This is a genomic window from Tessaracoccus bendigoensis DSM 12906 (genome assembly GCF_900141915.1).
Taxonomy (GTDB): domain Bacteria; phylum Actinomycetota; class Actinomycetes; order Propionibacteriales; family Propionibacteriaceae; genus Arachnia; species Arachnia bendigoensis.
In genome coordinates, this window is record NZ_FQZG01000084.1 from 1 (window position 1) to 16817 (window position 16817).

Here is a 16817-nt window from a genome sequence, read left to right on the forward strand (position 1 = left end):
CGGCCACAAATCGCTGGTGTCCACGACCATCACCACCACCTGGCTGCTCGACGGACGAGCGCGGCGGGCCTCACAGAAGTCACCCAGCCCGGCGCCGATACCTGCGGAAGGGCTCGTCACCAGCGATCCACCGTCGTTACCAGCCTTCTGACGTCGCCACCAGCGATCCGGCGTCGATACCTGCGATAAGGCTCGTCACCAGCGATCCGGCGCCGTTACCTGCGGAAAGGCTCGTCACCAGCGGTATACGGCTGGTGTCCAGCAATACTGCTGGTATCGGCCACAAATCGCTGGTGTCCACGACCATCACCACCACCCGGCAGCTCGACGGACGAGCACGGCAGGCCTCACAGTCACCCAGCCCGGCGCCGCCGCGGGCACCCAGGAGACACCTGAGGCAATCCATCAACGGACGATTCGGATCGCGTAGACGGCCGAACGGCTCCCCAAGACGCTCGGGTTGCCTCACGAAGGCTGGATTCCCGCTCAGACCATTCGTCGAAGCTCTCACCCTGTCAGGAGTCCTGGGCCCGAAGCCAGATGCCGAGAGGATCACCGCCATCGCGCACGCCACCTTCGCCGACGGCCACGAATCCTTCGCGAGACCCTCAGCACCCTCCCCTGACAAGCCGCCAAGTCCCCTCAGCGTCGCCGCGGCTCACCAGAGACACCGTCACGGCGGCCCAATCATGCCCGGAACACTGGCTCACCCCCACAGCGGAACCTCGGCTCTCCCCGAGCGCAATATCCACTCCCGAAGCTCGAGGATCGCATCCTGGAGACTCGCGCTGTCCCACTTCACAGTTGAAACATGCGACACAAGACTTGAGTTTTCAAGTTTTACAGTCTGCCCGAGTTCATGGCGTGCCGTCTTCCGTGAAACCAGCTTTCAGAACGCCCAACGCTAAGAACTGTCACAGCATCCACCTCTCACTCTCGCCAACTCACACTGTCAGTGTTCTTCAGTGTGTTTCAGTCTTTATCAGTGTGGTCACACTCTCCTTCACTGACAGGGACCCATGATCTGTGGCACTGCGTTCGGCGAAGTGAGCACGAGTCCGGGTCAGGCACGCAGATCGACACAGGGGACCCCAGTTCCACTCCCAGCTTGATCACGCCTCCAAGCCAGCGTAATGTGGGTAATGCCCCAATGGGGCAATGCAACCGCGGGTTGAGCGTTTACATCTCTCGCGGAGGGAAGGACTCACATGAACACGGACGTTTTCAAGAGCGTCGGCGAAGCACTCGCAGACGAGCGCGGACGCCTGCCCATGGCCAAGACCGGTGTCCGCAAGGACGACCGGTACGCCGTAGCGGTCAACGACGACGGACAGATCCTGCTGACTCCCTTGGTCTCGATCCCACGACGCGAGTTGATCGTGTGGGAGAACCAGATGTTGCGCGAGTCTCTGGCACGGGGCTTGGCCGAGGCGGCGACTGGGCAGACCGAGAACCTCGGCAGCTTCGCCCAGTACGCCGACGACGACGTCGAGGACTAGGCCGGTGGAGCTGCGTTTCACAGGGGAGGCCGCCAACGTCTTGAAGGATCTTGCAGACTCGCCGAACTACTCGGCGAAGCTGAAGAAGGTGCGCAAGACCCTGGGGCTCTTGGAGCAGAACCCGCGGCATCCAGGGCTCAACTCCCACAAGTACCAGTCAGTCAAGTCTGTGGACGGCTCGGACTTGTGGGAGTCATACGTCGAGAACCGCACACCCGCCGCGTGGCGGATCTTCTGGATCTACGGGCCTACTGACGGGCACATCACCATCGTGACCATCGGCCCCCCGACTGAACCCAGCGTCGCAGCAGGCTCCAGGCACGCGCGCGGGTCAGGCCCGTAGATCGACACAGAGCTGGTTGCCCCGGTTGTAGTCGAGCAGCCGGGTCCGATGCATCTGGAACACCGCGAGTCCGGGCGAGATGCCAACCGCCTCCGCCACACGCCGGATGTCATTATCACGCTCCAGCCCCTTGAAGGGTTCGAGCCCGGACTCGCCGAACAGAGTCTCCAGCGCGAACCGGTTGGCCTGCTTCTCCGCGTGCGAATTGCGGGACTTCGACGAGGTGAACACCAGATGGGTCTCGCCGCGAGGGTCGCCGAGGAGGTGACCAAGTTCGTGGAAGAGCGTCCAGATGATGAAACCGTCCGTGCCCCTCCGGCCGGTCTGCTGGATCAGCGGATACCGGCCGTCTATCCAGTGCGTGACGCCGTGCAGTGGAAGACCCGATGGCGGGTCGACGAGCTGCAGCGTCACCCCGACGGTCCGGAGCATCGAGCGCACGTCGTCGTCCATCCGGGCATCGGGGATGGCGACGCGTCGGCGCAGCTCGGGCAGCAGCGTCCGCAGGCCTTCCGCGTCGTAGGCGAGGGTGCGGGCAGCCTCGTACTCAGGGGTCAGTTCTCCGGCGCGGAGCCAGGCCATCAACAGCGCGTGGTCGACCGCATCCGCAGATTCTTTGAGCGCTGCGAGCTGGAACTCGCCCCGGAACTGCTCAGCCACGAGGTCCCGGTAGGCCGCGACGGTGCCGCACCGGTGGAAGCGGAGCAGATCGGACACCAACTGCGCCCTGTTCCTGGCCGTCGCCTTCGTGGCTCCGAGCGCTCGCAGATACTTCGCCAGGCGCGCGTCGACCGCTTCCTCTTGGAGTTGCTCGACGTCGTGGAGCCGGGCCAGGTCGGAGCGGTAGGCCGTCTCGAAACGCAGCCAGGAATCCGAGGGGATGCCCGTGACCCGCTCCAACTGGATCGCCGCCTCGGCCGATACGGGGGCGCGACCACCCACGATCTCATTGACGCGCTTGCGGCTCCACCCCAACCGGTCGGCCAGCTGCTGCTGCGTGAAGCGCTCCTCCTCCAGCCACTCGGCGAGGTACTCCCCCGGAGCTACCGCATAGTTCCTGTCCACGATGCCTCCCATCAGTGGTAGTCCTCAATGTCGATGACCAGGGCCGTGACCATGCCCGGCTCGTCACCTGCTGGCTCGACGATGAGGCGCCAGTTGGCACTGAGCCTGCCAGCCCACCGCCCTGCGCGATCGGCCGTGAGCGGGTGCCACTTCCCGAGCGGATCCACGGCCTGCAGATCCGTCATCGATTCGGCCACCTCGAGAGCGTTGACGCGGAGCCGGAGCTTCGCGGCCAGCGCCCCGCGCCTGCGCTTCATCCCGCGTTCGTCGGTGCACTCCTTCTCAAGTTGCCTCGACGAGTAGCGGAGCCTCATGTGATGTAACCCTTTACGTTACATGCTAGCACGGTCGCGAACCGCGTCGACGGTGAGTCGGCCGGACATCAGCTCGGGAAGGAGGGCGTCCCGGGTCGCCGTGAGACGTTCATTCTCCTGAACCAGTGCGGCCGTCAGGTCAAGGAGCGGTTGCACCGTGCGGTTGAAGCGCTCGAGTGTCGAAGGGCTTGTTGGCCACGCAACCGGAAGCCGCTTGAAGGTCGATCTCGATAACTCAAGGAACGTTGCCCCGTTTGCATGGGCCAGATAGTCATCGACTCGTGACTGCATCTCGAAGAACAACCACAGCTGCGCCATCGGGTCCTTTGCTTTCGCAACGATGAAACCCTGGTTGACAGCAACCGGGCGCGCCGCCCACGCAAAGGCACCAATCGTTGCTCTCGATGTCATGAGGATGCTCGTTGGCTCGTGTAGCTGAGAGGAACATGCGCTGAGCCCTGCCTCGGTGATCGTTCGGCCCGTTTCGAACAGGACGGGCGCCTTCAGCGCGGTGACATCGGTTGGAGTGGCCCACCTGATGGGACCCTCCCAGTACTCCGGTATGTCGGTTCTCGGCGTCCCACCACCTTGTACCTCCACGACGTCGTCGTAGGTCAGCCACTCGCGCTGGGCTTCACGCGACGCCTGGGCGAAGTGAAGATGCGCGAGAGCCAAGACCGAGTCAAGTACTCGCTCGTTGGCGGCGATCTTGTCGTCCAGCGCTCCCAGGACGTCGGCGATGTCGGCTTGAGTCGCGAGGTCCGGGAGACATACTTTGAGCTGCCGCAGTTGGCCCAGATTGAACCCCGGGATGCTACTCCCGATAGCCTCACCCAATATTTGCTCCACCACCTGCTGCTGACTGAGCTGGTAGTAGAGGAATAGCGGCGAGACCCTTCCAGGGTCTACAGTCAGGCGCATTTGCTTGTTCGACACGAGGTACTCGCTGAAGCGACTGTCTGCCGGGATGATGCCCACCTGACCCACGGTGCCCCAGCTAGTGAACACGAGGTCCCCTGCTCGGGCGATGCTTCGTGGATGCTTCTCAGCTACATCCGCGCCCACAAAGACAAGGGAACGCTCATCCAACCGGCTCCCTACGTCAAGGGAGAGGTTGGAACCGCGGATCATCGGCACGCCTTCCTGGACGAAGTGCCTCGAGGAGACATCAGAGCCAAACGGTCCGGCCGCCATTGAAGCTGCAACGGCCTCGATTGCGACTGACTCCCACCTCACGACAGCCGACCCAGTTGTTCGCGGACGACCCCGTCCAACCTCGCCGACTCATCCATCGCCTCGAACAACTCCTTCGTCAACCGTACGACCTTCTCATCGAGGGGTTCGCCGTCGTCCTCGACCGGGGCGGTGCCGACGTAGCGTCCCGGCGTCAGCGCGTAACCCGCGGCCTTGATCTCGGCCGTCGCGACGCTGCGGCAGAAGCCGGGCACGTCCTCGTAATCGCCTCCGTGGCCGCGCCAGGCGGCGAAGGTGTCGGCGATGCGGGCGATGTCGTCGTCGCTGAGCGCCCGCTCCGCGCGGTCGACCATGTGGCCCAGGCCGCGGGCGTCGATGAACAGCGTCTGGCCGCGGCGGTCGGTCAGGGTCGAGCGATCGGGCGCGGGAGGTTTCGACACAGGTGCAGCCGCTGACGCGTCTGCACCTGGCTCAACCAACGGGACGGCCCCCTTGTCCTTGGCCAAGAACCACACGCACACCGGAATGCCGGTCGAGCGGAACAGCTGGGTGGGCAGGGCGACCATGCAGGCGACCTGGTCGGCCTCCACCAGTTCGGCCCGGATCTGGCCCTCTCCCCCACTGTTGGACGACATCGACCCGTTGGCCATCACCACGCCCGCCTGGCCGCCGGGGGCGAGCTTGCTGACGATGTGCTGCAGCCACGCGTAGTTGGCGTTGCCGGCCGGGGGGACGCCGTAGGCCCAGCGGGCGTCGTCCTCGCGGCGGGCCCAGTCCTTGATGTTGAACGGCGGGTTGGCCATGATCACGTCGGCCTTCAGGTCCGGGTGCAGGTCGCGGGCAAACGTGTCGCCCCAGGTGGGGCCGAGGTTGCCGAGGATGCCGTGGATGGCCAGGTTCATCTTGGCCATCCGCCAGGTGCGTTCGTTGAGTTCCTGGCCGTAGACGGAGATGTCGCCGGGTGAGCGGTGGTGGGCCGCAAGGAACTTTTCGGCCTGCACGAACATGCCGCCCGAGCCGCAGCAGGGGTCGTAGACGCGGCCGGTGGTGGGGCGCAGCACCTCGACCAGCACCCGCACCACCCCGGCCGGGGTGTAGAACTCGCCGCCGCGCTTGCCCTCGGCGCGGGCGAACTTCTCCAGGAAATACTCGTAGACCTCGCCGAGCAGGTCGCGGGCCTTCGTCGCGCCTGCTCCGGTGAAGCGGGCGCCGTTGAGCAGGTCGATCAGCTCGGAGAGGCGACGCATGTCGACGCTTGCCCGGTTGAAAACCTGCGGCAGGGTGCCCGCCAGCGACTTGTTCTCCTCCATCAGGGCCCGCATCGCGTCGTCGACCAGTTCGCCCGTCGACTTTTCCAGGGTGCCCTTGGCGTGCGCGGCCAGGTACGACCAGCGCGCCTCCATCGGCACCCAGAACACCTGGTGCCCCGTGTACTCGTCACGCTCCTCAAGCGTCTCGACGATGGCGACCTCGTCGTAGCCCTCGTCGGCCAGCTCGGCCCGGAGCGCTTCCCGGCGCTCCTCGAACGCGTCGGAGACATACTTCAGGAACACCAGCCCGAGCACGATGTCCTTGTACTGGCTGGCGTCCAGCGAGCCGCGCAGCTTGTCAGCCGACTTCCACAGCAGGTCTTTGAGTTCCTTGGCCGTGCTGGGCGCGGCGGGTGCGGCAGGGGTTCTTGCCATGGTCAGTCGGTCTCCAGGGTGATGGTGTTGGTCTCGCAGGCGTCGAGGAGGGCATCCTCGAACGAGTTGAGGGCGTCGAGCTGGGCGGTCAGCTCGGCGCGGCGTTGCCCGATCCTTGCAGCAGCGTCCGACAATGCGGCGCACTGGCGCGGGTCGAGCGGGGTGAGCCTCCATTGTGGCGGCTTCGTGCCACGGGGCGAAGCTTCGACGGCGCGGGCGAGCTGGCCCGCGGTGACCGGCGCAGCGTCGGCGAGGCGAAGCGCCCTCGCCGGGGTGACGACCAGCGATCCGCCGTCGGGATCGACGACGGCGCAGGGCCCCGGGCCGAAGATCACATCGCCTGGGCGGGTCAGCCAGGTGCGCGGGCCGGCGAGCGCGGTGAGCCGGTCGACCCCCGAGGTGCGGGTCAGGCGACCGTCGTCGGTCGACCATACGGTGAGGTCGCCGTCGCCGAACTGATCGAGTGCGAGCCGCACGCCCGGGATGAGCCTCAGCCAGCCCTCCGTGATGCCGGCCTGGACGCTGGACGCGGTGCGGGCGGGGCCGCGTCCCGGTGCGAGCCGCAGCGGGCCGACCCCGAGGTCGACGGCCATGCCGTGCAGCGCCTCTAGGGTGGGTCTGGCAAGCTGCTTCACCGGACGGGCGGAGGCGTTGGCCACGAGGGAGCCGCCTCGCGCGAGGAGGTGGCGGGTCAGCACCGGGCGCAGCACCCGCCAGGCCCGGTGCTGCTGGGAGGCGACGTCACCGGCCGCGACAGTGAGGTCGTCGACGAGGTCGGCGATCAGGGCCTGGGTGAGCCCGGCCCCGGTCAGGTCGGCGACATAGGTGCGGTGCTGCTCGAACGGCGTGTCGTCGCGCTCTGCCACCACCCAGAGCGCCAGGGCCTCCCTCGGGTGGGCGGGGCGGCAACCCGCCGGGAGCTTGACGACGGCCCGCACCACCCCGTCGCGCAGGAGGTCGTCACGGGGAGCGGTGGCACCGTCGGAGTCCGTCAGGTGCCGGGCGGGGCCGACGACGAGGCGGATCTGGTCGTCGTCACCAAGCGCCGCCCTGGCGAACAGCGCCGCAGCATCGGCGTCGAGGACGGTATCGACGGCGACAGCCCAGCCACGCTCATCCATGGTCACCCGCGCGTCCCATTCGCCCACCTGGACCACGCGGCGACTGTGCCGCCCGACTGCCGATTCGTCGCGCAGGAGCCCAACGGGTTGGGGCCACTCCGGCGGGAGCCGCTGCAGCCAGGCGAAGCCGACCCCGGCGGCGTCGAGAATGCCCGGCCGGGCGGTCGCCTCGGCCAGCGACACCGCCGAACGGGACACCAGGCCGGATGCCTCCGGCGAGAGCGCGGCGGCCGTGAACTCCGGGAGGTGTCGCACCAGGCAGTCGTTGGTGAGCCAGCCCATGGCGTCGGCGGCGCCGAAGCGTTCGTCCACGAATGCGTCGACGGCGGCGGCCGCCCGTGGAAGGTCGTCCCCGAGGTCGAGCACCTCAGGGCCGAAGCAGTCGAGCCGGTCGAGCGCGGCGATGCGGCCGGTGAGCCCAGACGGTCCGGGAGCGGCCAGGTCGTCGACGAGCATCTCGCCGTAGGCTTGGCGCAGCGCCAGTACCGCGGAGAGTTCCATCGCCCGCGCCACGTCCGCCCTGGCCTCGACGAGCAATTCGATCATCGGCAGCGATCGGGTGGGTTCGGGGTTGTTGCCCCGTCCGTGGGCAGTCAGCCAGGCGACCACGAGGTCCGCGTCGAAGCGGCCATCGATTGCGGAGGGGAAGGCGTCGGCGTAGCGCTTTCGCCACATGGTGACGACGGGCCGCCGGACCCGGGCGATCATCGCCACATCGGCCGCTGTGATGAGCATCGTCCCTCCTTCCGCTGCCACCCTAGCGATCCTCACCGGCCCGTATTTTGTTCCGGTGATAACTCCCCTTATCGCACGATCGCTAGTCGACGGGCGTAGCCGCTGTCATCTTTGAGCCATCGACGATCTGAAGGAGACGAGATGTCCACCTCACCACAATGGCAGCCCGGCGGGCCGGGGTCTGCCGCCCCTCCAGCCACCCGGCCCTGGTATCGGAAGAAGCGGATCCTGATCCCGGCGGGCCTCATCCTGGCAGTCGGGATGGCGGGTGCCCTTTCGGACCCGGCCGAGACGGCCGACCCGGCCGCTGCGCCCGCGTCCAGCGCCACCCAGGCCACACCGTCAGCCACCCCGACCAAGACCTCGGAGGCCGCCGTGGTCGCCGCGACCAGCGCACCGGTCGACTCTCCTACGCCCACCGTTGAGGCCGAACCGCCGGCTCCTGCCGTCGACCCGTACACCGAGCGGTTCGGCACCTTCGCCACGGTCACGGAGAGCGGGACCGGCGACTCGGTGATCAAGCTGCCCGGAGAGGCCGCGCTCGTCACCGCCACCCACAAGGGGAGTTCGAACTTCGTGATCGAAACCCTCGATGCGTCGAACCAGATGCACGACCTCCTGGTCAATGAGATCGGCAGCTACTCGGGCGTCGTCTCCTACGGCCTCCAAACCGACGGGGCCACCATGCTGAAGATCACCGCTGACGGTGCGTGGAGCATCCAGATCGCCCCGATCGCCACGGCCCCCGTGGCGACGTCACCGCTCAGCGGCACCGGCGATGCGGTCTACAAGTACGAGGGGTCTGCGGCGGTCGCTGCGGTCACGCACAGCGGAGCCTCGAACTTCGTCCTTCAGCAGACCGACGGCACCTGGCCCAACCTGTTGATCAACGAGATCGGAACCTACCAAGGAAGCGTGCCGCTGCTATCCGGTCCGTCGCTCCTGTTGATCACCGCCGACGGCGCCTGGACCATCGCCACCTCCTGACCAAGGGACCCCCATGACCGAGCCACAGCCCCCAGCCATCCCCGTGGAGCAGCGCGTCCCCGCGGCCCTGCACGCCTATCGCCTAGCCATTTGGACGGCGGTGATCGTCGCGACGATCGTGCTGCTCCAACAGCCACGCGCGGCCCTCCCCGAAGCGCCCGCCACCAACCGGGTGGCCGTCCTTGAAAACCTCTCAAGCGACTTCACGGAAGCCGAGACACGCAAGGACATGAACGAGCGCTCCGCCGACAGCGCCCCGAAACAGCAGGTGGTCAACGGTTGGTACACCAACGACCTGCTCGAGATCGTCGGCGACCAGGTCGACTCGCTGCTCCGAATCGAGGCACAGCTTCTCGAGTCGCAGGAAGCGGCCACCTCGAATGCCTATGAGCTTTCGGTTGCCCGGGCCCAAGACCATCGGACGGAGTCGCTGATCGCCGTCCTCGGCCTCGGCGCCGCCGCGCATGTCGCCGGTTCGTCGCTGATCCTGCTGCTTGCCGGTCGCCCTCGCCGTGCCGGTGAGGATGGGCCCGACGCAACCGTCGAACCTGAGGCGACGGTGGACTTGAGCGAGGCTCAACCCTTCGATCCGCGTCCACTCTGACACCCACGAGCCGCCGTCGGTGAGTCTGATGATCATTTGGGGGGATCCGACTCGCCGACGGCCCCAGGCAGGCCGAAGCAGCATGCGAGGCCTGGGACGAATCTCGACCACAAGCCCCTGGACAGGGCCTCCGCCGACGGTTGAGCCGCGCCAAAAGGAGCGCTAGCGACGCCAGTCCGTGGCCCCGCCGTCGGTTGAGCCGCGCCAAGAGGAGCGCTAGCGACGCCAGTCCGTGGCCCCGCCGTCGGTTGAGCCGCGCCACAGGAGCGCAGCGACGCCAGCGCGTGACGAAACCACCCCGCACACGGTGCAGGAACCCGACCACAAGCCGGTGGACAACGCCCACCTTCGCTTAACATCGCGATGTTGGTTCGTCTGTGAACAAACATCGCGATGTTAAGGCGAAGAACCCGACCACGAGTCCCCAGACAAGGTCACCAGGGTTTCGTCACCGGCCCGGCGCTCCGCGCTGGGGGCCGGGCTCAACCAGCGCCGGTTGAGCCGCGCCAAAGGAGCGCAGCGACGCCAGCGCGTGACGAAACCACCCCGCACACGGTGCAGGAACCCGACCACAGGCCGGCGGACAACGTCACCGGGGTTTCGTCACGCCTGGCTCGTCCCTCACCAGGCGGCTCAACCGGCAGCGACGGGCTCAACCGCCGCCCCAGGCGCCTCAAACCGTTCCCGATGAGCCGCGGCCCAATCCTCACCACCAGTTCCTCGCCCCCGAACAGCGCGGCCCGTCAGCGCATCGCCTCAGTCACGTCACGCGTCAGATACGGTGAAACGGGTGTTGTGATGCGCCGGATGCTGAAGCTCGTCGAGCACGGCAACTGCCATGGTTCCTGCGGTCGTGTGCGACTTGCCGTCCGTCGCCGTCAGCAGCTCTTCGTCGCCCAACTGCGGGGTCGTCGCGTCGCCCGCGGTGAACTGCAATTGCGGAGACACGCCGACCCAGTTGGCGTCCTCGACGGTGCGCAGGTACTCAAGCTCCTTGAGCTGCTGAGTAGGGATGTTGATCCAAGCCTCGGACCCAGGGACCCGGCGGATGTCCTCGACGGCCAACTCACCGGTCGCCGGGTTGGTCAACGAACCCGCCCCGAGGATGAACAGCAGCCGCGGCGAACCCTCCTCCGACGACGGCGCCACCGCGACGAGGTGACGGGCCAGATCGATATGCCGATGAGCCTCATCCGGGGCGATCGCGAACGCGTTGACGACCGCGTCGAAGCCCCGCAGGTCGTGTGCCGACAGATCGAACGCGTCCTGCTCCAGCACCTCTGCGTCGGCCCCGAACAGTTCCCTGGCCTTGGCGCCGTCACGCACGATCGCGACCGCCTCCTCGCCGCGCGTCAGAGCCTCCCGATAGATCGCCCGCCCCGCCATGCCGGTGGCCCCGATTACCGCGATCCTCATGCTTTCTCCCATCCCATGCGGCCGTCCAGATAGCTGACGGCTCAACTACCCGGTGCAACAGCAGCTCGGGGACAAAGACTCCCGACTGATGGGGACCCAGCGGTTCAGAGTGGGTGGTTCGCTACCATTGTCCTCTCCGGGTCGACCGCGTCTCGGACCCGCTGGAGCCTTGCCCAGGCGGCCGGGTCGTAGCCCGCCGAGACGTCGACGGCGTTGTCGTCGAAGTTTAGGTAGCGCCCTCCGCTCGCCCAACGGTTCAGAGCCTGGACGGCGCGGGCGGCATCGACCGCACCGACAGCACCGGCCTCGAGGTTCGGCGCGATCGCCAGGAAGAAGGCGAGGTACTGGCCGCGGAGACGGTCCAGCGCCGCGTGTGCGGGGCTGTTGGCCGCTCCTCCCAGGTGCCGGATTTCAGCGGCCAGCAACGAGGTGCCTGAAGTGGGCCCGGCAACCTCGAGGAGCGCGTCGACGGCCTCAGGAGGGAGCCCGCTCAGCAAGACCGAGTTCGTCACCGTCGGCGTCGGCCCCTCCGGGTCCATGTGGAGCCGGGTCAACGCCGAGGCGGGAACCCGCTCGAAGGTATCCAGCTCAGGAGCCAGCGCACGCAGCGGGGCCAGCAGCGTCTCCGCGTCAGCGTCCGGGCTGAGGATGACACCGTCGACGATGATCACCTTCCGACCGCTGAGGATCGGGGGCAGTTCGGGCAACGGGGGGAATTGCATCAGCCGTAGTGCGGTCGTCGCGGAGTTCGGCGCGCTGCCCGTCCACGCAGCCCAGGCATGGGAGATCTCCGCGGCCCGCTCGCCGGGCCACAGCAGCATGCCCGCGTAGGCGTCACGGATCGGCAGCAGGTCGAACTCCAGAGCCGTCACCACGCCGAGGCTTCCGCCGCCTCCCTTCAGCGCCCAGAACAGTTCGGCCTCGTGCTCCGCATCGCAGCGCACCAGCCGGCCGTCGGGCAGGACGAGTTCCACCGCCCGGAGATGATGCGCGGCCAGGCCGTGCTGGCGGGCATACCAGGAAAGCCCTCCCCCGAGGGTGTAGCCGACAACCGCCACGTCGGGCGACGATCCATGGAGGGCCGCCAGCCCGAGGGGTGCCGCCGCCTGCACGACGGCGTCCCAGAGTGTGCCGCCCAGCACCCGGGCGATCCGGAGCTCCGCATCGATGCTGACCCCCGTCAATTCATTCATTCGCAGTAGAACCACATCTGACAGGTCAACTCCGGCGAAGGCACCGGCCCCATGGCCACTGCCCTGAGGCGCAACCCGGAGCCGTGCCGCTGCGGCGGCGCGCACGACGTCGACGACCTCCTCGGCCGAGTGTGGGACGGCGACGGCTGCCGGTCGCTGGTCGACCTGGACGGCCCAAGGCATGCGGGCCCTGTCATAACCGTCGTCGCCAGGTAGGTACACCCTGCCCTGGCAGAGACCCTTCAGCGCCTCGGCGGACATTCGGGGTGGGATGGTCTCGGTGAGCTCGGTGGTCACAATCAACGTCCTTTCGGTTGGTGAACACATCGTCAGCGACAGGACTCGCCCACGACCATCCCTCACCGCAGGACACTCGTGCCACCCCGACCGCGCGGATTGCCCGACCCCCAGGAATCTGGGGTTCCCCAATCGGCCACCGAGGCGCACAATGCATCCATGCCCAGTGGACTCCTGGCCGAGCGTGTGCGGCGTGACGTTGAGGTGGTGGCCCACGCCGGGCTGGACCTCGACAATTTCCTCAGCGAGGCGCTGCTCTCCATCCAACGCGCGGTCCCCTTCGTCGGGGCCTGTTTCGGCACCGTCGACCCCGCCACGCGACTACTTACCGGCACGAGGAAGTCCGGCGACCTCGCCGGCCGTGACGAGCGAGACCACGAGTGGGGTCTTCTGGAGTATGGGGCCAGCGAGGCCACCACCTTCACCCGGATGGCTGACGTCGGCGAACGGGCGGCAGGCGTTCACCTGTCGACCGCCGGGCACACCGACGAGTCCACCCGCCTGCGGGAGATCATCCGTCCAGCGTTCGGCTACGGCGACGAGGCGCGGGCACTCTGCCTGGACCAGGGCCACCTGTGGGGAGCCGCGGCCCTGTTCAGGTCCACCGACGAGCGCCCCTTCCAAGCCGAAGAAGTGGAGTTCCTGGCTTCGCTGGCTCTGTTCATGGGGGCCGGGGTCCGCGGTGGCCTGCTCGCCTCACTTTCCGCCTCGGCCCCGGGTGACTCCCCTGTCGGGCCGGGCGTGATGATCGTCGACGAGGCCGACGCCATCGTCCAGGTCAACCCAGGAGCAGACCGTTGGCTACACGAACTGGCCCTCGGCGGCACCGGAACATCACCGGACGGCGTGATCTCCTCCCTGGTCGGCGCCGCCCGACGCTTCTCCCGCGGTGACTGGCCGAGCCCGCCGCGGGCGAGGATCCGCACCGCCACCGGGCTGTGGCTCGTCCTCCACGCCACTCCGCTGAGCGCGAGGAACGGCGCGGTCGGCGAGGTGGTCGTCACGATAGAAGAGGCGCGCCCGCCAGAGGTCGTCCCCCTCGTCGTTGCGGCCTTCGGGTTGACCAACCGGGAGCGCGACGTCGTCTCCCTGATCCTGCAGGGCATGGACACCAAGGAGATGGGCCTGCACCTGCACCTGTCCACGTGGACGGTGCAGGACCACCTGAAGTCGATCTTCGAGAAGGCCTCGGTGCGGAGCCGCCGGGAACTGATCGCCCGGGTGTACTTCGATCAGTATGTGCCACGGCTCAGCACCGGGGTCGGCCCGAGCGGTTGGTTCACGGCGTAGCAAGAGACCCCTTGCCGGAAATCCACTCTAGCCGACCTTCATGGAAGATCTCTCTAGCCATTTCCCGGGCTGAGAAGAATGCGTGACGAGCCCATCGAATTCGCCAAATTCGGGCGTGACAATAGCCACGCGAAATCTCTTGATTCGCGTGGTCTATTGCCACCTCTGGTCTGGAGATCGCCCTTGAGCGTCCCCAATTCTCCGATCAGGTCAGCGGGGAGGCAACCAATGCATCGATGCCTGCTCACGGCGTGCGATCTCTGCATCGGTGTGCTGGCGGATCGTATGTTCGGAATAGCTCTCACTACGCCTGACAGTGTGTTCGATGGCCCAGATGGCGAACCTCAGAGCCATCCGATCGCGCCAGTTGAGGCGCGCCAATTCTGGGATGACGATGACGTTCTGCTGGACCCGGTGGTCAACGTATTGACGAACGGTGTTCACGATGATTCCTCACGACAAGTGCGAAAAGGTGGCGCGGATTACGCGCGGGCTAAGCCGAATGGGCTGGTAGCGGATGCGTTAACTGAACGGCCGAGGGCAGAGCTCAGGCGTGAAACGCAAGGGAGGCCGCAGCGAGGATCACTCCGGCGTAGCCGGTGCAGTTCCGGTTCTTGAGGATCTGAATCATGTCGCGACCTCCTTCCTGTCGTGTTGCGGAGCCCACTTTAATTCGTCGACGGGGCCGAGTCAATCCCTTTTCGACAGCTTTCTTTGACGGGATTTTCCGGAGCCGTCGCGAGCTCTACTACGGGGCGGAAGGACTCGCGGGGACAGGCTCGGACGGTCCGGATGCCGTCTGGACCGCCGTCACCGTCGGAGATGTCTCTGGCGGAGGCGGAGCGGCGCTCGTTCTCGTCACACTCGGCGCTGTGGTCGGGGAAGCGGGAGCACTCGACGGAAGCGCCGCAGTGCGTGTGGGCGTGACCGCCGGGCTCGGATCGGGCATCGTCGGCGTCGTCGTTGGAGTCACTACCGGGATCGAGGTCGGGGACACGACCGGCGTCGGCGTCACAACCGGGGTCGGCGTCACAACCGGGGTCGGCGTCGGCGTCGGCGTCAGGACCGGGGTGGACGTCACAACCGGCGTGGGCGTCACAACCGGCGTGGGCGTCACAACCGGAGTTGGCGTCACAACCGGGGTCGGCGTCACCGCGGGGCTCGGGGATGGCGACGTCGAGGACGGCGATGTCGACGGTCGCACGCTTGGGGCCACGCTCTGCGATGTCGACGGCCGGAGCGTTGAAGGCGTCGGCGTCGGGGTTGCCGTTGTTGACGGACCCCTTGGAGGAACACTGCTGTACTGCCCCTCGGACAGGTTGACCACTACGGGATTGCCGTTCAGCCACGGTTCCGGGTTGGTGAACTGGCCGTTGACGATAACCTCGAAGTGCATGTGACAGCCTGTCGAGTACCCGGTGTTACCGACGCGCCCAACACCGTCCAGGGGCTCGACCTTCTGGCCCACTTTCACGCCGATCGACGACAGGTGGTTGTAAGTGGTGACGACGCGGTATCCGCGGAGCATGCCGTGATCGATTTTCACCTGGATCCCGTTGCCGCCGGCCCAACCGGCTTTGACCACGGTGCCTGCGGCGGACGCTCCGACCGGGGTGCCACACGGGACGGCCCAGTCCAGGCCCGTGTGAAGCTTCCAGACCTTGAGGATGGGATGGAACCGCATGCCGAATTTCGAGGTGGTTCGACCATTCACCGGGCGCGTCAACAGCGCTCCTGCCTTGGCTTCACCGAGCGAGGAAACCGTCTCCTGACGGATGGTCTTCGGCGCCTCCGGCAGCGGAACCGGGCTGCCCGACTGGCCCACCGCCTCGGGTGTGACCGCGCTGAACGGGTCGAGGATAGTCTCGGCGGTCGGGTCCAGCAGGTCCCAGGTGCCATCATCCGCACGCATCCGCTCGATGTTGCGGGTGGCGTCGCTGTATACAACGCTGGACGGAGTCGCCGAAACTGGTTGTGGCACGGCTTCGATGACGGTCACTGGGTCCACCGCTACGTAGGCGACCAGCCCGCACGCGACGAAAGCGGACAACACAGCGGCTGCAGCGCGAAGCTTCACCGATCTCCTCCCCCAGGAACCGACCCCACCCATGCAACCACTGATCCGTCGATTTGGGAAGGGCTTGACGAGATGTGGCGACCCGAGACGTGCGTTCTCAGTGTTGTCCGACGGCCGGTGCGGGTCAACTCGCTGTGAACTTCACGTTCAAGGTGGCTGCCACCTGGACGTCGTCCGGGTCCAGGTCGAAACTCGGCGCCGAATCGGCCATGGCCATGCGCATGGCCTTCATGGGGGGTGCGAACGTCGGCCCACCTCGGTCCTCGATCGAGGCGACCTTGAGGTCCGAGGCTCCCGCGGCATCGGCGATCCACCGCGCACGCTGGAGGGCATCTTCAAACGCCCCCCGCAACACTTCCGGCTGGACCCGGTCGCGGGTTGCGTCGAACAGCCGCCAGTTGACGCCCGCGACCTGTGCCCCGGAGGTTGTCGCGAGGTCACCGAGGAACCCGGCGACCCGGGTTAGGTCCTTGATCGTGACCGATCCGCGCACCTGGGCCACGTGCTGCGGGTGCCCTGGCTTGCCGTTGCGGTCATATGGAATGTTCGTCCAGGTGCGCAGCCCGGTGAGCCGGGCGTCGCTGCCGCCATCGTCAGCGACCACCGCGTCGAGCAGTGAGCGGACGGCCTCACTCGCGGCGGCCGTGTCGCGGACGACCTGGTCGCGGCTTGGGCCTGTGAATCCGATCGTCAGGTCCACACTCACGCATTCGGCGGGAAGGACGGCTGCACTGTTGCCCTCGACGGTGATTTCCATGTGGTGAGTCTATGCAGTCGGCGAGCCTCCCAACGCGCCGGTTGCGCCCGGCCATGCGCCGGTTGAGCCCGGACACGCGCCGGTTGAGCCGCCTGGTGAGGAACGAACCAGGCGTGACGAAACCACCGCAACCTCACGCAGGAACCCTGGACAGGTCACAAACCGTGACCTGACCAGGGACCTGTGGTCAGGTTCCTGCACCGGGCGCCAGGTGGTTTCGACACGGGCGGCTCGTTCCTC

General features: G+C 67.0%; 16 protein-coding genes and 1 pseudogene. 6 read left to right on the forward strand and 11 right to left on the reverse strand.

Annotation, left to right across the window (positions count from 1 at the left end):
• Positions 1-136 precede the first annotated feature (136 nt).
• Positions 137-301, reverse strand: a complete 165-nt coding sequence (locus BUC15_RS20075) for a hypothetical protein (RefSeq protein ID WP_175558386.1) — start codon at positions 299-301, stop codon at positions 137-139.
• Positions 302-1208: 907 nt separating this feature from the next.
• Here BUC15_RS20075 and BUC15_RS16510 point away from each other — a divergent pair.
• The gene (locus tag BUC15_RS16510) at positions 1209-1499 is read left to right on the forward strand and encodes a hypothetical protein (RefSeq protein WP_073190449.1); all 291 of its coding nucleotides are present in this window, start codon (positions 1209-1211) and stop codon (positions 1497-1499) included.
• Between the two features lie 4 nt (positions 1500-1503).
• Positions 1504-1842 (forward strand): hypothetical protein, encoded by a 339-nt coding sequence (locus BUC15_RS16515; RefSeq protein WP_073190451.1) that lies wholly within the window; start codon positions 1504-1506, stop codon positions 1840-1842.
• Here the strand turns inward: BUC15_RS16515 and BUC15_RS16520 are convergent.
• From BUC15_RS16520 to BUC15_RS16540, 5 genes are read right to left on the reverse strand one after another with little or no spacing between them, the layout of a single operon-like run.
• Entirely contained in the window at positions 1831-2919 is a 1089-nt protein-coding gene (locus tag BUC15_RS16520) for a HigA family addiction module antitoxin (protein WP_073190454.1), read from the reverse strand. The genes BUC15_RS16515 and BUC15_RS16520 overlap by 12 nt on opposite strands.
• Entirely contained in the window at positions 2919-3221 is a 303-nt protein-coding gene (locus BUC15_RS16525; protein WP_073190457.1) for a type II toxin-antitoxin system RelE/ParE family toxin, read from the reverse strand. Before BUC15_RS16525 ends, BUC15_RS16520 begins: the two co-directional genes overlap by 1 nt.
• Positions 3222-3239: 18 nt before the next feature.
• A complete protein-coding gene (locus tag BUC15_RS16530) occupies positions 3240-4457 on the reverse strand; it encodes a restriction endonuclease subunit S (RefSeq protein ID WP_139280330.1) in 1218 nt (405 codons plus the stop codon).
• Complete coding sequence (locus tag BUC15_RS16535; RefSeq protein WP_073190462.1) at positions 4454-6100, reverse strand: type I restriction-modification system subunit M; 1647 nt, start codon at positions 6098-6100, stop codon at positions 4454-4456. Before BUC15_RS16535 ends, BUC15_RS16530 begins: the two co-directional genes overlap by 4 nt.
• Positions 6101-6102: 2 nt before the next feature.
• Positions 6103-7956: a hypothetical protein gene (locus BUC15_RS16540; protein WP_073190465.1), complete on the reverse strand. Its 1854-nt coding sequence runs from the start codon at positions 7954-7956 to the stop codon at positions 6103-6105.
• Positions 7957-8097: 141 nt separating this feature from the next.
• Here BUC15_RS16540 and BUC15_RS16545 point away from each other — a divergent pair, with 141 nt between their 5' ends.
• Both BUC15_RS16545 and BUC15_RS16550 read left to right on the forward strand, forming a co-directional pair.
• Positions 8098-8943, forward strand: coding sequence for a hypothetical protein (locus tag BUC15_RS16545; RefSeq protein WP_073190469.1), 846 nt, complete (start codon positions 8098-8100; stop codon positions 8941-8943).
• Between the two features lie 13 nt (positions 8944-8956).
• Positions 8957-9547: a hypothetical protein gene (locus BUC15_RS16550; RefSeq protein ID WP_073190471.1), complete on the forward strand. Its 591-nt coding sequence runs from the start codon at positions 8957-8959 to the stop codon at positions 9545-9547.
• 765 nt (positions 9548-10312) lie between these two features.
• On the opposite strand, the gene BUC15_RS16555 is transcribed toward BUC15_RS16550, so the two are convergent.
• Entirely contained in the window at positions 10313-10963 is a 651-nt protein-coding gene (locus BUC15_RS16555; protein ID WP_073190474.1) for an NAD(P)-dependent oxidoreductase, read from the reverse strand.
• 104 nt (positions 10964-11067) lie between these two features.
• Entirely contained in the window at positions 11068-12453 is a 1386-nt protein-coding gene (locus tag BUC15_RS16560) for an FAD-binding oxidoreductase (RefSeq protein WP_245788021.1), read from the reverse strand.
• 159 nt (positions 12454-12612) lie between these two features.
• Between BUC15_RS16560 and BUC15_RS16565 the strand changes: the two genes are divergently transcribed.
• Positions 12613-13743 (forward strand): LuxR C-terminal-related transcriptional regulator, encoded by a 1131-nt coding sequence (locus BUC15_RS16565; RefSeq protein ID WP_073190477.1) that lies wholly within the window; start codon positions 12613-12615, stop codon positions 13741-13743.
• Positions 13744-13953: 210 nt separating this feature from the next.
• Here BUC15_RS16565 and BUC15_RS16570 read toward each other — a convergent pair whose 3' ends face one another.
• The gene (locus tag BUC15_RS16570; protein ID WP_073190480.1) at positions 13954-14187 is read right to left on the reverse strand and encodes a hypothetical protein; all 234 of its coding nucleotides are present in this window, start codon (positions 14185-14187) and stop codon (positions 13954-13956) included.
• A gap of 479 nt (positions 14188-14666) precedes the next feature.
• On the opposite strand from BUC15_RS16570, the gene BUC15_RS20855 reads away from it, so the two are divergent.
• A complete protein-coding gene (locus BUC15_RS20855) occupies positions 14667-15143 on the forward strand; it encodes a hypothetical protein (RefSeq protein ID WP_245788022.1) in 477 nt (158 codons plus the stop codon).
• A gap of 14 nt (positions 15144-15157) precedes the next feature.
• Here the strand turns inward: BUC15_RS20855 and BUC15_RS21115 are convergent.
• A pseudogene (locus BUC15_RS21115) lies at positions 15158-15853 on the reverse strand (M23 family metallopeptidase); the annotation flags it as partial.
• Between the two features lie 91 nt (positions 15854-15944).
• Positions 15945-16577 (reverse strand): SIMPL domain-containing protein, encoded by a 633-nt coding sequence (locus BUC15_RS16590; RefSeq protein WP_073190484.1) that lies wholly within the window; start codon positions 16575-16577, stop codon positions 15945-15947.
• Between the last annotated feature and the right edge of the window lie 240 nt (positions 16578-16817).

What these genes read in the sequence shown, in the direction of transcription:
- BUC15_RS16510 (WP_073190449.1), top strand. Translation starts at nt 1,209, where the DNA reads ATGAACACGGACGTTTTCAAGAGCGTCGGCGAAGCACTCGCAGACGAG.
- BUC15_RS16520 (WP_073190454.1), bottom strand. Translation starts at nt 2,919, where the DNA reads ATGGGAGGCATCGTGGACAGGAACTATGCGGTAGCTCCGGGGGAGTAC.
- BUC15_RS16540 (WP_073190465.1), bottom strand. Translation starts at nt 7,956, where the DNA reads ATGCTCATCACAGCGGCCGATGTGGCGATGATCGCCCGGGTCCGGCGG.
- BUC15_RS16535 (WP_073190462.1), bottom strand. Translation starts at nt 6,100, where the DNA reads ATGGCAAGAACCCCTGCCGCACCCGCCGCGCCCAGCACGGCCAAGGAA.
- BUC15_RS16590 (WP_073190484.1), bottom strand. Translation starts at nt 16,577, where the DNA reads ATGGAAATCACCGTCGAGGGCAACAGTGCAGCCGTCCTTCCCGCCGAA.
- BUC15_RS16550 (WP_073190471.1), top strand. Translation starts at nt 8,957, where the DNA reads ATGACCGAGCCACAGCCCCCAGCCATCCCCGTGGAGCAGCGCGTCCCC.
- BUC15_RS16545 (WP_073190469.1), top strand. Translation starts at nt 8,098, where the DNA reads ATGTCCACCTCACCACAATGGCAGCCCGGCGGGCCGGGGTCTGCCGCC.
- BUC15_RS16565 (WP_073190477.1), top strand. Translation starts at nt 12,613, where the DNA reads ATGCCCAGTGGACTCCTGGCCGAGCGTGTGCGGCGTGACGTTGAGGTG.
- BUC15_RS16525 (WP_073190457.1), bottom strand. Translation starts at nt 3,221, where the DNA reads ATGAGGCTCCGCTACTCGTCGAGGCAACTTGAGAAGGAGTGCACCGAC.
- BUC15_RS16555 (WP_073190474.1), bottom strand. Translation starts at nt 10,963, where the DNA reads ATGAGGATCGCGGTAATCGGGGCCACCGGCATGGCGGGGCGGGCGATC.